Raw genomic sequence first — 14,777 nt, forward strand, 5'->3', positions numbered from 1 at the left:
GGGGCCGGCGCCGGCCGTTTTGGCAAGCCGGCCCCTTCCCGTGGATAGTCACGGGGTGCCGACCACCTTCTCCCGCCGCCCCGCCTGGGCGGGCCGCAACTACTCCCTGCTGACCGCCGCCGCGGTCGTCACCAGCCTGGGCAGCGGCGGCGCCCTCGTCGCCGCCGCCTTCGCCGTCCTCGAGGCGGGCGGGGACGGCGGCGATGTCGGCCTCGTGGCCGCGGCGCGGACGGTGCCGCTCGTGCTGTTCCTGCTGATCGGCGGTGCCGTCGCCGACCGGCTGCCCCGGCACCGGGTGATGGTCGCGGCCAACGCCCTGAACTGCCTCTCGCAGGCCGTGTTCGCCGTTCTCGTGCTGACCGGGGACCCCCTGCTGTGGCAGATGATGCTGCTGGCCGCCCTGGGCGGTACCGGGCAGGCCTTCTTCGGCCCGGCCGCCGAGGGCATGCTCATGTCCTCGGTCCAGGGCGAGCAGGCGGGCCGCGCCTTCGCGGTGTTCCGGATGGCGATGCAGGGAGCCGGTCTCGGCGGGGCCGCGCTGGGCGGCGCCATGGTCGCCGCGATGGGTCCGGGCTGGGTCCTGGCCGCGGACGCGGCCGCCTTCGCCGTCGCCGGGGCACTGCGGGCCTTCCTCGACGTGGGCCACATACCGCCCCGGGCCCCCGGCGGCGGCCTGCTCGCCGACCTGCGCGAAGGGTGGCAGGAGTTCGCGGGCCGGCCCTGGCTGTGGGGCATCGTCGTGCAGTTCTCCGTCGCCAACGCCGTGGTCGCCGCCGCCGACGCCGTGTACGGCCCCCTCGTCGCCCGCGACCACCTCGGCGGCGCGGGACCCTGGGGTCTGGCCCTGGGCGCGTTCGGCGCGGGCACCGTCGCCGGCGCCCTGCTGATGACCCGCTGGAAGCCGCGCCGGCTGCTCCTGGCCGGCACCCTGTGCGTGTTCCCCCTGGCGCTGCCCTCGGCCGCCTTGGCCGTCCCGGTGCCGATCGGCGTGCTGTTCGCGGTGATGTTCGTGGCCGGGGCGACGGTCGAGGTGTTCGGCGTCTCCTGGATGACGGCCCTGCACCAGGAGATCCCGGAGGCGAAGCTCTCCCGCGTCTCGGCGTACGACTGGTTCGGCTCCGTGGCGTTCGTGCCCCTGGCCACCGCGGCGGCCGGACCGGCGGAGGACGCCTTCGGCCGCACCGCGGCCCTGTGGGGCTGCGCCGGTCTGGTGGTCCTGGTGACGGCGGCGGTGCTGTGCGTCCCGGACGTGCGCAACCTGCGCCGCCGCACCACACCGGTGGCCAAGGGCGTCACCGGTGAGGCCGCCGGACAGCCGTCAGCCGATGCCGAACGCCCCGTCGGGGGGCTCGGGTGACGGTACGGCGTCCTCGTCCCGTACGGCCCGCGCGGCACCGGTGAACTCCTGCAGCGCGCGGCCGTGCACCACCCGGGCCGGGAAGGCGTCGGCGGCGGCGAGCCGGGCCAGGGCGGCGACGTCGACGGGCCCGCGCGCGGCGACGAGCACCGCGTTGCCGAACCGCCGCCCGCGCAGCACCCCGGGTTCGGCGACCAGCGCGATCTCCTCGAAGGCGGTGCCTAGGGTGGCGAGTTGGGAGCGCAGGAAGGCGAAGGGCGCCGCGTCGGGCAGGTTGGCGAGGTAGACCCCGCCGGAGCGCAGCACCCGCGCGGCCTCGCGCACGTAGCTCACCGAGGTGAGGTGCGCCGGCACCCGGGAGCCGCCGAAGACGTCGGCGACGACGACGTCCGCCGAGTCGCCGGGAGCCTCCTCCAGCCAGCGCCGCGCGTCCGCCGCGTGCAGCGTCACGCGGGCCCCCTCGGCCAGCGGCAGATGCCCGGTGACCAGCTCCAGCAGGCCGCGGTCGGCCTCGACGACGTCCTGCCGTGAGCCGGGCCGGGTGACGGACACGTACCGGGGCAGCGTGAGGGCCCCGCCCCCGAGGTGCACCACGTCCAGCGCCCGCCCCGGCTCGGCCGCGACGTCCAGCGCGTGCCCGAGCCGGCGCGCGTACTCGAACTCCAGGTGGGCCGGGTCGTCCAGGTCGACGTACGACTGGGGCGCCCCGTCCACGGTGAGCAGCCAGGCACGCTCCCGGTCGACGTCGGGCATGAGCTTGGCGAACCCGTGGTCGACGGACCGGGCGACGGGGAGGGCTTCGTTCACCCCTCGATTGTGCCGGGGCCGGGCGCCCGGGGAGGGACCGGGGCCGCCCCCGCGCGGTCGCTGCGCACGGGGGCGGCCGGAGGCGCGGTGCCGCGCCGACTCAGCCCACCTCGGTCACGGTCCCCGCCGCGACGGTCCTGCCGCCCTCGCGGACGGCGAAGCCGAGTCCCGGCTCCAACGGCACGTCCCGGCCGAGCTCCACGCGCATCGCCACGGTGTCCCCGGGCCGGGCCACCGCCTGCCCGCCGAGGTCGACGGCCCCGACCACGTCCGCGGTCCGGATGTAGAACTGCGGCCGGTACCCGGTGGAGACGGGCGTGGTCCGCCCGCCCTCCCGCGCGGACAGCACGTACACCCGGGCGGTGAAGCGGCGGCCGGGCACCACGCTCCCCGGCGCGGCCACCACGTGCCCCCGCCGGACGGCGTCGCGCGGCACACCCCGCAGCAGCAGCGCCACGTTGTCCCCGGCCTGGGCCTCCTCCATGGGCTTGCCGAAGGTCTCCAGACCGGTCACCACGGTCTCCACCGCGGCCCCGAGCACCTCCACCCGGTCGCCGACCCGCACCACGCCCCGCTCGACGGCGCCGGTCACCACGGTCCCCCGGCCGGTGATGGTGAGCACATTCTCGACGGACAGCAGGAACGGGGCGTCCAGGTAGCGCTCGGGCATCGGCACGTAGGTGTCCACCGCGTCGAGCAGCGCCTCGACCGACGCCGTCCACCGCGGGTCGCCCTCCAGCGCCCTCAGCCCGGAGACCCGGACGACGGGCACCGAGTCGCCGCCTTAGCCGTGCGCGGTGAGCAGGTCGCGGACCTCCAGCTCGACCAGGTCGGCCAGCTCCTCGTCGCCCGCGTCGGCCTTGTTCAGGGCGACGACGACGTGGTCGACCCCCACCTGCCGGGCGAGCAGGACGTGTTCGGCGGTCTGCGGCATGATCCCGTCGAGCGCGGAGACCACGAGGATCGCCCCGTCGAGCTGCGCGGCGCCCGTGACCATGTTCTTGACGTAGTCGGCGTGGCCCGGCATGTCGACGTGGGCGTAGTGGCGGGTGTCGGTCTCGTACTCGACGTGCGCGATGTTGATGGTGATCCCGCGCGCCGCCTCCTCGGGCGCCCGGTCGATCCGGTCGAACGGCACGAAGGCGCCGGTGCCTCGGTCGGCGAGGACCTTGGTGATCGCGGCGGTCAGGGTCGTCTTGCCGTGGTCGACATGACCCATGGTGCCGATGTTGAGATGCGGTTTCGTGCGGATGTAGGCCGTCTTGGGCATGGCTGTACCTCGAAGCGTCTGGCCGGAGGCGCGATGCGCGCGCCCGCCGGCGGAGAGGAAAAAATTCGGGGACCCCGAGGCGCTGCCCGACCCTCCCCTCGCGGGGCCCGCCGGACGAACCGGGGAGGGTCAGCTTCGGGCGCCGTCCGCGACGGCCGCGACAGTGACGACGGCAGCCTTCGGAGCGCCCTTGACCAGGGCTGCAGCGAGAGCGAAGGCGTGCCGGAACATGAGGTCGATCCTCGCCGACAACACCCCGCGCGTCGAATGGTTTTCCCCCGGCCCGGGCACCCCGCGCCCCCGGGCTCCTGTGACGCTCGTGAGACGAACCATACGGCGATCACACACATTTGTCGGTTAGTGTCACCGGATGCTCGATGCCACCAACCGCTCTGGGGGCACCGCAACGGCCTCTCCCCCGGCCGCCACCGCGGAACTCGCCGTCGCCGCTCCCCGGGCCACGACCGCCCCGTCCACCGCGTCCTCCGGTTTCGCCGCCCGCTGCACCAGACTTCTGTTCTCCCCGTGGTCCCGGCTGTCCCTGCTCGTGGCGCTGCTGGGCGCCGGCGCCTGCGCGGTGCTGCTGTTCGAGCCGCAGCGCCTGCTGACCGAGGGCTGGCCGCCCTACATCGGGGGTGCCATGGCGGCCGTGGTGTTCGCGGCCGCGTACGGCGTGTGCACCGTGGCGTTCGTGCCGAGGCCGCTGCTCAATCTGGCGGCGGGTGCGCTGTTCGGTTCACAGCTCGGTCTCGGCGTGGCCCTGTCGGGCACGGTGCTGGGCGCCGGGATCGCCTTCTGCCTGGGCCGGGCGCTCGGCCAGGACGCCCTGCGGCCGCTGCTGCGGGGGCGCTGGCTGAAGGCCGCGGACGGCCAGCTCAGCCGGCACGGCTTCCGCTCGATGCTGGCGGTGCGGCTGTTCCCGGGCGTGCCCTTCTGGGCGGCGAACTACTGCGCCGCGGTCTCCCGGATGGGCCTGGTGCCGTTCCTGCTGGCGACGGCCCTCGGCTCGATCCCGAACACCGCCGCCTACGCCGTCGCCGGCGCGCGCGCCTCCACGCCGACCTCCCCGGCGTTCCTGATCGCCCTGGCCTGCATCGCGCTGCCGGCACTGGCGGGCGTGGTGGTGGCCTGGCGCAAACGGCACCGCCTGCGCGGCCTCTGACCGCCCGTCAGCCGGCCGCCCGCCCCGCTCAGACCCGTTCCAGCACCATGGCGTTGGCCAGTCCGCCCGCCTCGCACATGGTCTGCAGCCCGTAGCGGGCGCCGCGGGCGCGCAGGGCGTGCACCAGCGTGGTCGTCAGCCGGGTGCCGCTGGCGCCCAGTGGATGGCCGAGCGCGAGGGCGCCGCCGTGCACGTTGACCCGCTCCAGGTCGGCACCCGTCTCCTGCTGCCAGGCCAGGACCACGCTGGCGAAGGCCTCGTTGACCTCGAACAGGTCGATGTCGTCCAGGGTCAGGGACGCCCTGCGCAGCACCTTCTCGGTGGCCGGGACGACGCCCGTGAGCATCAGCAGCGGGTCGGAGCCGGTGACGGCGAAGCTGTGCAGCCGGGCGAGCGGGCGCAGCCCGAGCCGGGCCGCGGTCTCGCTCGAGGTGATGAGCACCGCCGAGGCGCCGTCGTTGACGGGGCTGGCGTTGCCGGCCGTGATGTTCCACTCGATCTGCGGGAACCGCTCGGCGAAGTGGGGGTCGTGGTAGGCGGGCCTGAGCCCGGCGAGGGTCTCCCGGGTGCCGCCGGGCCGTACGCTCTCGTCGCGCGTGAGGCCCTCCAGGGGCGCGACCTCGGCGTCGAAGAGCCCGGCCTCCCAGGCGGCCGCGGCCCGGCCGTGGGAGGCGAGCGCGAAGTCGTCCATCCGCTCGCGGCCGAGGGACCACTTGGCGGCGATCAGCTCGGCGCTGATCCCCTGCGGCACGAGCCCTTCGGGGTAGCGGGCGGCGACGCCCGGCCCGAACGGGTCCGCGCCCGCCGGCACGTTGGACCACATCGGCACCCGGCTCATCGACTCCACCCCGCAGGCCACGACGAGGTCGTAGGCCCCCGCCAGGACGCCCTGGGCGGCGAAGTGCACGGCCTGCTGCGAGGAGCCGCACTGGCGGTCGACGGTCGTCGCGGGCACCGACTCCGGGAAGCCGGCCGACAGCAGCGCGTAGCGGGTGGTGTTCATGGCCTGCTCGCCGACCTGGTCGACGGTGCCTCCGATGACGTCGTCGATCAGTGCCGGGTCGACGCCGGATCGTTCGACGAGGGCGCGCAGGGTGTGGGCGAGGAGTTCCACAGGGTGGACGTGCGCGAGGGCGCCGTTCGGCTTGCCCTTGCCGATCGGGGTGCGTACGGCTTCGACGATGACTGCGTCACGCATGGCGGGCCTCCACGGCTACCAGTGAGCTACCAGTGAGTAGGAAATCCGAACTCACAGTAGACCGGTGGATTGGATTTTCCAACCCTCTCCTAGACTGGAGTCCATGGCCGCCACCAAGGACCCCCGCCCCTGCTCCATCGCCGACACCCTGGCGCTCGTCGGCGAGAAGCACTCCCTCCTCGTCCTGCGCGAGGTGTGCCTGGGCAACGGCCGCTTCGACCAGCTCGTGCGCAACATCGGCGCGCCGCGCGACATCCTCGCCACCCGGCTGCGCCGGCTCGTCGACGCCGGGATCCTCACCCGGCGGCTGTACAGCGAGCGTCCGCAGCGCTACGAGTACCGCCCGACGCAGGCCGGTCTGGAGCTCGAACCGGTGCTGTGGACCCTGATGGCCTGGGGCGACCGCCACCTCCGGGCGGACGGCGACCGGCCGATGCTGCTGGAGCACTCCTGCGGCGGGGCCCTGGACCCCGCGGTGACCTGCCGGACCTGCGGCGGCGAGGTACGCCACCAGGACCTCACGGCCCACCCGCAGGCGCCCGGCTGGACGGTCACGGGGCCCACGGCGGTCTAGGCGGCTTCCTCCGCGGGCGCGCTCACCCGCGCCGGGTGAGGTCGCGCGCGGCCCGGCACGGCACGCTGAAGTGGCCCGTACCGGTGCGGACCCGTACGGCGGACGGGGCCGGACCGCCTTCCCGGCGGGCTGCGGGGCATCCCGGTCGGCACGGCCGTGCGGCGCCCCCTGCCGACGGCCGGGCACACCCGACGACGCGAGGCGTCCTCGGCAGGCCGGTGTCGGATGAAGGGCGTGACACGTGGCGCGACGCGGAGACGACACGAGGGAGCCGGGTGACGGCGGCGCCGCCCGGACACACGGCGCCGGGCCCGCCCGCCTCGCCCTGCTGGCCCTCGGGGCAAGCGTTCTGGTGCCGCTCGTCGCCGCGGGCCTGCGGAGTGTGCTGTGGGCCCTGGCCGGTCTCGCGGGCCTCTCGCTCGCCGCCGTCGGCATGTGGTGGTTCCTGGCCCACACCGGTGTGCTCCGCGTCGTCGGAGCGGTCCTGGCCGTGGCCGCACCGGTGACCGTGCTCGCCCTGTACTCCGCGTTCGGGCTGCTGGGCCCGGCTCTGGCCTCCCTGGCCCTGTGGGCGGCGGCCGTGGCCATGGCCCGTGCCGCATCGCGACCCGGCGGGGCCGGAGAGGGGAGAGCCGTCGCCCCGGCGGCCCGCGCTCCCTGGGTGGTGATGAATCCGCGTTCCGGCGGCGGCAAGGTGGGCCGCTTCCAGCTGGTGGAGAAGGCGCGGGCGGCAGGCTGCCGGGTGGAGGTGCTGGACGCGGGTCAGGACGTCGTCGAACTGGCCCGGCGGGCCGTCGCCGACGGGGCCGACCTGCTGGCGGTGGCCGGCGGTGACGGGACCCAGGCGCTGGTGGCCGAGGTCGCCTCCCTGCACGGCCTGCCGTTCGTCGTGATCCCCGCCGGCACCCGCAACCACTTCGCCCTCGACCTCGGTCTCGACCGCGACGATCCCGCCGCGGCCCTGCGGGCGCTGACCGACGGCGTCGACGTCCCGGTCGACCTCGGGTGTGCCGGGGAGCGCGTGTTCGTCAACAACGCCTCCTTCGGGACCTACGCGTCGGTCGTCACCGAGCCGGCATACCGCGAGGCCAAGGCGCGTACGACCCTGCGCACGCTGCCCGGTCTCCTCACCGGCGGCGGCACCGGGCTCCGTGCCCGGGCCGGCGGACGGCTCGTCGGCGAACTCCAGGCGCTGCTCGTGAGCAACAACGTCTACGGGCGGGCGCTGGACGCGGCGCGTCCCGGACGCAGGCACCGGCTGGACGCGGGGACGCTCGGCGTGGTGGGCGTACGGATCGGCAACGCCGTCGAGGCGGCGCGCTCGGTGCGCGGCGCCCGCTCGCAGGCCGTGGTCCGGTTCACCGCCGGCGACGTGGTGGTCGAGGCGGACGCGGAGACCCTCCCGGTGGGCATCGACGGGGAACACGTCGTGCTGCGCTCGCCCGTGGTGTGCCGCATCCTGCCCGGGGCGCTCCGGGTCCGCGTGCCACGCCGGCGCGCCCGCATCCCGCGGACGGTCGGGGACGCGGCGGACTGGCCGCACGTGGCCCGGCTGGCGCTGGGCCGCCCCTCGCCCGGGCGAGGACCGGACGGGGCGGCCCCGCGTGAGCCGGGCGACCCGCCGGCCGGAGCCCACGACGGGGAGGCGGCGCGGGCGGAGGACCGGGGCGACCGGGCCGAGCGCCGCCGGCGGCGCCGCGCGTCTCTGCCCGGTTGCTGGGGTGCGCTCGTCCTGGCCTGCCTGTCGTTCACTCCGTCGCTGCTGCCCCGCGGAGGAGTCCTCCAGGGGCTGATCTGCGGGATCAGCGCCGCCATCGGGTACGGGCTGGGCGTGGTCGCGGCCTGCGTCTGGCGCGCGTTCGCCGACCGGGACGCACGCACACCCTCACCCCGGTCGTGGCGGGTCCTCCTCGTCGCCGCCGCCGTGCTGGGCGGCCTCTCCTTCGGGCTCGGCCAGTACTGGCAGCACAGGATCCGCGAACTCATGGGGGTCACCGACTACAACGTCCTCGCCACCGTCGCCTGCCCGTTCGTCGCGGCGGTCGTCTTCTGCCTGCTGCTGCTGGCCGGGCGCGGGCTCCGCCGCGCGTACCACTGGACGGCCGCCCTCCTGGCACGCTGGATCGGCAGACGAGCGGCGCGCGCGGTCGGCTGGCTGGCGGTGGCCGCCCTGGCGTGGTCGGCGTTCACCGGGCTGCTGCTCGGCGGCATCGTGAACGCGGCCAACGAGGCGTTCTCGCTCCGGGACACCGAGACCCCGGAAGGCGTGCTGCAACCCACCTCCGCCCTGCGCTCGGGCGGGCCGGGCTCCCTCGTCCCCTGGGACTCACTGGGCAGGCAGGGCCGTGCCTTCACCGGCGGCGGCCCCTCGGCCGCCGACATCGGCGCCTTCACGCACCGCACGGGACAGGAGCCGGTGCGCGCCTACGCGGGCCTGGCGACCGCCGACGACGCGGAGAGCCGGGCGGCGCGTGCCGTCGCGGACCTCGAACGGGCGGGCGGGTTCGAGCGCGAGAACCTGCTCGTGATGACCACGACGGGCAGCGGCTGGGTGGACCCGGCCGCCGTGGACTCGTTCGAGTACCTCGGCAACGGCGACTCGGCCACCGTCGCCATGCAGTACTCCTATCTGCCGTCGTGGCTGTCGTACCTCGTCGACCAGTCCAAGGCACGCGAGGCCGGCCGCGAACTCTTCGACGCGGTCTACGACACCTGGTCCAAGCTCCCGTCCGAGCAGCGTCCGCGCTTGTTCGTCGCAGGCGAGAGTCTGGGCTCGTTCGGCGGGGAGACCGCCTTCAGCGGGGAGTACGACCTGCGCAACCGCACCGCGGGAACCGTGTTCGCCGGGCCGCCCAACTTCAACACGCTGTTCCGTGAGTTCAGTGACGGGCGCGACCCGGGCAGTCCCGAGGTCCAGCCCGTCTACGAGGGGGGACGGACGGTGCGGTTCACCGACGACCCCGCCTCCGGAACGCCTCCGGCGAACCGGCCGTGGAACGGTCCCCGGGTGCTCTACCTCCTGCACCCGTCCGATCCGATCGTCTGGTGGAGCCCCCGCCTGCTGCTCTCCGAACCGGACTGGATCGGCGAGGCACCCGGCGACGACGTGCTCGAGGAGATGGTGTGGATGCCGTTCGTCACCTTCTGGCAGGTCACCGCCGACCTGCCGTTCTCCACCGGCGTCCCCGACGGCCACGGCCACACCTACAAGGCCGCGTACGTCGACGGCTGGAACGCGGTCATGCGGCCCGCCGACCTCACGGCGGAGGACCTCGACCGGCTCAAGGACCTCGTCCGGCCCGGCGACTAGCGCGCGGCGGCGGGGCTTGAGGCCGCGGTGCGGTCAGCGGAGCAGGAAGGCGACGAGGTAGCCGAGTGCGTTGACCGCCCAGTGCAGGCCCATGGGAGCCAGCACACTGCCGCTGCGGCGGCGCAGTTCGCAGAACAGGACGCCCGCCGCCGCCGTGAACAGCACCGCGGCCACCACGGCCAGCACGGCGCCCAGCGAGGTGACACCGAACACCGTGGTCAGCGCGGGCTTCGCGCCGGCCAGGTGCAGTGACGGCAGTACGTGCCACAGGCCGAACAACACGCTCGACACCGCGGTCGCCCACACGGCCCCGCGGGCCCGGTACACCAACCCGTAGAGCACGCCGCGGAAGGCCAGTTCCTCCACCAGTACCGTCCCGACGGGTACGAGCACCACGACGCGCAGCGCGAGAGCGGTGCCGCTCATCCCGTCGTAGCGGTGGTCCTCGAACAGCGTGCGGGTGGCGGGCACGGCGGCCCCGGCCAGGTAGACGCCGGCCACCACCGCGGACAGGGCCAGCGCCCAGCGGGCACCGCGGGCCAGGGTCCCGGGTGCCAGCCCCGCGTCGGCGCGCGTGCCGCCGGCCCAGCGCAGTACGCCGAGCAGCAGCACGCAGACCAGGACGGCCACCGCCAGGCGCGACCAGCCCGTCGAGCGGTGCAGGGCCACATTGGCGACCAGGAGGAGGGCCACCGTGAGACCGACCGCCGGCCACGTGCCGAGCGGCGTCCGGCGGCGCTCCGCGACGTTGCCGCTCACGGCGCGCCGCCTCGCCGCGGCGGGAGACGGCGGTCGTCGGCCCCGCTCGTCACCCGCCCTCTGCGGTGAATGGTGCGTCGCGGCCCGCGCGGTGGCCGTTCACGGGCCCGGAGTGTGCGTCGCGAAGTCCGGTCGGCCGGCCGGTGTTCCCCTGCCGGATGCCGCCGTGCCCGTGGCCGGCCGGATGCGTGCATCGAAGGCCTCCTGTTGCGCCCGCGCCTGCGCGATCCCACGGCGGCCCGTGTCCTTCCCGCGGGCGCTCACACGGAGGAGGACGCCCGGGAAGGGCAGCACGACGGTGACCACGAGCTGGCCGCTGTTCGGCCCGGCGTGAGGCCGGGCAGGTGCCCCCAGCGTGCGCGGGCCGGCGCCCGGTCGGCCTCACCCGACGCGGGTGAGCGCACCCGGCGGTCCCGTCGCGGCCGGGGAGCGCGGGCGTCACGGCACGTCGCCGGGTGGCCGCGGGCACGGCTCAGACGGCCCGGTCCCCGGCCGCGTGCGCGTCCCGGCCGGGCCGCCCGGTGGCGGCGGCGAGAACCGCCACGACGATCAGCAGGGCCAGGGCGATGCCCAGGACGAGGGCGACGGCCCCGGCACTCGGCCGGTTCCAGAGCAGCAGCGCCAGCGCCCCGCCCGCCAGGACGACGCCGGTGATCGCCGTCCGGTGCCGGTCCAGCCAGGACCCCAGCCCGCCGGTGTGCACTCCCGCCCGTCCGAGGGCCCGGCCGGCGGCGGAGGTGCCGCGGTCCGCCGTGCTCCGGACGCCGCGGGCGAGCCGTCCGGGACCGTGGAGGTACGCGATCAGCGCGGTGACCACCGCCACCACCAGCAGGGTGGTGGCACTGTCGCGCAGGAAGCGGACGAAGGTGTCGAAGACGGCCGCGGCGGCGTCGGCGGGCAGGGCCGCGGGCGGAACGGAGTCGAGGTAGACCCGCCGGACCAGCGCCAGGATGACGAGCAGGACCGCCATCATCACGGCGACGCCGGTCGCGGTGATCAGCAGCATGAACCGGTGGGCCGGCGCGGTCCACACGGCCAGCGCGGCCAGGACGACGGTGAGGACGGGCAGCCAGGCACCGAGGACGTCCAGCAGCCGCATGGCGTCCTGGGCCTTGCCCAGGTGCTCGGTCTCGAACAGCGTGACGGTGCGGTCGGTGTCCGGGATGGCGGCGGCCTTGTCGAACCCGGCGTCGACGAGCCGCTGCTGCACCTGGTCGACGAGCTCGCCCACGTCCAGCTGAACGGTGCCGTTCTCCTCGCTCACGGCGCCTTCACGCTCACCTGTGAGCATGTTCGTCACGGCGGCGTGCGAGCGCCGGTTGGCGCCTTCCCAGATCTGCCGGAAGGCCTCGCTCGTGACCACCCCGGCGACGGCGCGGTCCACGGCCGTCCGGACCGCGTCGTGCAGGGGTCCCTCCAGCGCTGCGGCCCCGTCGATCACACGGGGTGGCGCGCCCGCCTCCTGGAGGGTCCGCGCCAGCGAGTCCGTCACCGCTTCGACGTCGACACGGTCCACGACACGGTCGGTGAGACGCTCCGTCAGGACCGCCTGCACGGCGGGGTCGGACGCCAGCGGGGCGACCGTGCTCACGTATCCGTCGGTGTCGGACACCGTGTCCTCGACCCACGCGGCCACGACGGCCAGCGGGGCGAGCAGCAACGTCAGCAGGAGCAGGACCGACGCCCCGGCCCGACGCGCGCGCCGGTGCCGGACGGACGCCTGACGCCGCAGCCGCTCGTAGTCCGACCTCTCCCCCGGGCTGAGCGGCTGCTTCCCTCGCGCGGTGTCGCCGCGATCGGGCCGGTCGGGGTCCCCGGCGTTTCCCATGGGTGCGCCTTCCGACGTTCCGCCGACCGTCGCACTGCCGTGCCCACGGTCGCGGTGAGTGCCTTGCGCTCGGTACGACCGTCCCAGCCTCGCGGAGCGAGGGGCTGCCGGGATCACCCTGCGTGGGTGAACCCGCGGGAAGGGCTGCGCCGGGGGCGCGTCACTCCGGTGTGGGGCGCATCTCCACGACCCGCAGGCCCAGCGATTGGCAGCGGGCCAGCAGCCCGTACAGGTGCGCCTCGTCCACGACATGGCCGTACAGGACCGTCTGCCCGGCCATCACGACATGTCCCAGCTCCGGGAATGCCTTGGCCAGGGTCTCCGACAGGTGGCCCTCGACGCGGATCTCGTAGCGCACGAGCTTCCTCCCACGGTTGCCCGGGACAGGCGGACGGCGCCCTGTGAGTCATCCTCCGGCCCGGTGCCGGTGCGGTACCTCACCCGGAGGAGGTGAGCCACCGCGGGCGCCCGCCGGGCCCGGTCGAGCCGGCGGGCCAGGACAGGGCACGCACTCAGGAGCGCCCCCGCTTCAAGGAGTCCCGGACGCCCCGGACCCGTTGCAGGACATCGGCGACCGTCTCGCCGGCCGCGGCTTTCGCCTGGTCGGTCCTCCCCTCGGCCCTCAGCCGGTCGTTCCCGGTGAGTTTGCCGGTCATCTCCTTCAGCTTGCCCCTGGCTCTGATCACGGCGTGGTTCATGACGGCCATCTCCCTTGCGACGCTCGTCGTCGATGCGACATGGGGGGTTCCTCGCGGGCCTAGCGTGGCCGGCCGGGTGCCCGGGCGCGGTCGGCGGTGCCCGGCCCTCGCGGCCGGCTCTCCTTGGCGGCCGGCAGGTTCGGGGTGACGAGGAAGGCGGCCGCAGCGATGCCACCGGTGGCCAGGACGGCCGCCTTCAGGCCTTGCAGCTGGGCAGAGGCGTACGAGTCCGCCACCGCCTCGACCTCCGCGGGCGGCAGCCCCGCACGGTGCGCCGCCGAGCGCACCTGGTCCGTGGGGACGAAGGTGACCCCGGCCTCGAGGGCGACGCCGACCTCCTCGCGCGTGGCGGCGGACAGCTGCGGGTCGTCCTCCACACGGGTGGTGAACGCGTGGGCCAGCGAGCCGATGAGCAGGGACCCGATGAGGGCCGTGCCCAGCGCGGATCCCAGGTTCTGGGCGGTGAACTGCAGGCCGCCCGCCTCGCTGCGCTCCGCCTCCTCCACGCTCGACTGCACGACGTTGCCGAGTTGCGAGGCCAGCAGGCCCATCCCCACCCCGAGCACGGCCATGGCGCCGGCGAACTGCGCGTCGTCGATGGCCGGGTCGATGGTGGCGAGCAACCAGACGATGGCCACCACGAGGGTCAGCAGGGCCAGCCGGACCACCCGGCGCGGACCCAGCTTCCGCCCCAGTGAGGACGCGCCGAGCGAGGTGACCAGCATGGTGGCCGACACCGGCAGCAGACGCAGTCCCGTCTCGAAGGCGTCGAAGCCCTGGACCACCTGCAGGTACAGCGGAATGGTGAAGAAGAGCCCCAGGAGGATCAGGTTCTGGCTCAGCAGGGCGAGCAGACCGGACCGCAGGACGGGCCGGCTCAGCAGGGTCAGGTGCACGAGCGGATCGTCGCCCCGGTGAGTGCGGCGCCGCTCCCACCACCGGAAGACGGCCAGGACGGCCGCGCCGGCCCCGACGACGAAGAGGGTGGGGGCGAAACCGAGGACGGTGAAGGGCGGGTTGCGGGGCTGTACCCAGCCCCAGGTGCTGCTCTGCAGGACGCCGAGGACCCCCAGCCCGAGTCCGACGGCGGAGAGGAGCGCGCCGACCACGTCCAGTTGCGGGCGTGCGCCCCGGGCGGGTGCCGCCTTGATCACGTGGCGGCACAGCAGCACCACCGCGACGATCACGACCTCGCCGGCGAAGACCAGCCGCCAGGTCAGATACGTCGTCACCCAGCCGCCCAGCAGCGGGCCGACGGCGATGCCGGCCCCCGCGAGACCGCCGATCACCGCGTAGGCGACGGCCCGCTCGCGTCCGCGGTAGGACTCCGCGACGAGGGCGACCATGGCCGGGAGCACCATCGCCGCGCCGAGCCCCTCGATGACGGACCAGCCCAGCAGGAGCACCCACAGCTCGGGCGCCACCGCGGTGAGGGCCGACCCGACGCCGTAGACGGCCAGGCCGAGCAGGAACATGCGGCGACGGCCCACGATGTCGCCCAGCCGGCCGCCGATGATCATGAAGGCGGCCATGACCAGCGCGTACAGGGTGATGACCGCCTGGATGGCGGTGACGTCCGTGTCGAAGTCCTCGACGAGCCGGCTGATGGAGACGTTCATCACGGAGGTGTCCAGGACCATGAGGAACTGGGCCGTGCCGAGGACGATCAGAGCCCGCCAGCGTTTCACTGTCTCCACCTCGCCGGGTGAGCCGGGATGCCGGCGCGGCACCGCTCCCGGCACCGCGTACGACCCCTCAAGGACACACCCGGCCGCGGCCGTGCGCCTCACCCGCGAGGAGGGACCCCGGCCGGA

At 74.8% G+C, this 14,777-nt stretch carries 10 protein-coding genes and 3 pseudogenes; 5 read left to right on the forward strand and 8 right to left on the reverse strand.

The genetic code is table 11. The features are described from left to right. Positions 1-19: 19 nt before the first annotated feature. Complete coding sequence (locus tag ACH4C6_RS13105) at positions 20-1,357, forward strand: MFS transporter (protein ID WP_398108637.1); 1,338 nt, start codon at positions 20-22, stop codon at positions 1,355-1,357. On the opposite strand, the gene ACH4C6_RS13110 is transcribed toward ACH4C6_RS13105, so the two are convergent. Together ACH4C6_RS13110 and tuf are read right to left on the reverse strand one after the other, a co-directional pair. After that, positions 1,319-2,164, reverse strand: coding sequence for a spermidine synthase (locus tag ACH4C6_RS13110; protein WP_398108638.1), 846 nt, complete (start codon positions 2,162-2,164; stop codon positions 1,319-1,321). The two genes, ACH4C6_RS13105 and ACH4C6_RS13110, sit on opposite strands and share 39 nt — an antisense overlap. Before the next feature lie 100 nt (positions 2,165-2,264). Next, a pseudogene (tuf, locus tag ACH4C6_RS13115) lies at positions 2,265-3,434 on the reverse strand (elongation factor Tu). Positions 3,435-3,804: 370 nt separating this feature from the next. Here tuf and ACH4C6_RS13120 point away from each other — a divergent pair. Then, positions 3,805-4,596 (forward strand): TVP38/TMEM64 family protein, encoded by a 792-nt coding sequence (locus tag ACH4C6_RS13120; protein WP_398108639.1) that lies wholly within the window; start codon positions 3,805-3,807, stop codon positions 4,594-4,596. A gap of 28 nt (positions 4,597-4,624) precedes the next feature. Here the strand turns inward: ACH4C6_RS13120 and ACH4C6_RS13125 are convergent, their stop codons facing one another. Further along, positions 4,625-5,794, reverse strand: coding sequence for a thiolase family protein (locus tag ACH4C6_RS13125; protein ID WP_398108640.1), 1,170 nt, complete (start codon positions 5,792-5,794; stop codon positions 4,625-4,627). A gap of 103 nt (positions 5,795-5,897) precedes the next feature. Here ACH4C6_RS13125 and ACH4C6_RS13130 point away from each other — a divergent pair, with 103 nt between their 5' ends. The 3 genes and pseudogenes from ACH4C6_RS13130 to ACH4C6_RS13140 form a co-directional block, all read left to right on the forward strand. Next, positions 5,898-6,368: a winged helix-turn-helix transcriptional regulator gene (locus ACH4C6_RS13130; RefSeq protein ID WP_398108641.1), complete on the forward strand. Its 471-nt coding sequence runs from the start codon at positions 5,898-5,900 to the stop codon at positions 6,366-6,368. Positions 6,369-6,609: 241 nt separating this feature from the next. Further along, positions 6,610-7,947: pseudogene (locus ACH4C6_RS13135) on the forward strand (diacylglycerol/lipid kinase family protein); the annotation flags it as partial. Between the two features lie 180 nt (positions 7,948-8,127). After that, a pseudogene (locus ACH4C6_RS13140) lies at positions 8,128-9,678 on the forward strand (alpha/beta hydrolase); the annotation flags it as partial. Between the two features lie 33 nt (positions 9,679-9,711). On the opposite strand, the gene ACH4C6_RS13145 reads toward ACH4C6_RS13140, so the two are convergent. The 5 genes from ACH4C6_RS13145 to ACH4C6_RS13165 all read right to left on the reverse strand — a co-directional run bounded on the left by ACH4C6_RS13145 (position 9,712) and on the right by ACH4C6_RS13165 (position 14,651). Then, entirely contained in the window at positions 9,712-10,437 is a 726-nt protein-coding gene (locus tag ACH4C6_RS13145) for a lysostaphin resistance A-like protein (RefSeq protein WP_398108642.1), read from the reverse strand. Positions 10,438-10,909: 472 nt separating this feature from the next. Beyond that, entirely contained in the window at positions 10,910-12,265 is a 1,356-nt protein-coding gene (locus tag ACH4C6_RS13150) for a hypothetical protein (RefSeq protein WP_398108643.1), read from the reverse strand. Between the two features lie 160 nt (positions 12,266-12,425). After that, entirely contained in the window at positions 12,426-12,623 is a 198-nt protein-coding gene (locus tag ACH4C6_RS13155; protein ID WP_376326096.1) for a hypothetical protein, read from the reverse strand. A gap of 154 nt (positions 12,624-12,777) precedes the next feature. Beyond that, on the reverse strand, positions 12,778-12,963 hold the full coding sequence (locus ACH4C6_RS13160) for a CsbD family protein (protein WP_398108644.1): 186 nt from the start codon (positions 12,961-12,963) through the stop codon (positions 12,778-12,780). Between the two features lie 59 nt (positions 12,964-13,022). Further along, positions 13,023-14,651, reverse strand: a complete 1,629-nt coding sequence (locus ACH4C6_RS13165) for an MFS transporter (protein WP_398108645.1) — start codon at positions 14,649-14,651, stop codon at positions 13,023-13,025. Between the last annotated feature and the right edge of the window lie 126 nt (positions 14,652-14,777).

It is taken from the genome of Streptomyces sp. NPDC017943, assembly GCF_044328425.1.
Lineage (GTDB): Bacteria > Actinomycetota > Actinomycetes > Streptomycetales > Streptomycetaceae > Streptomyces > Streptomyces djakartensis_A.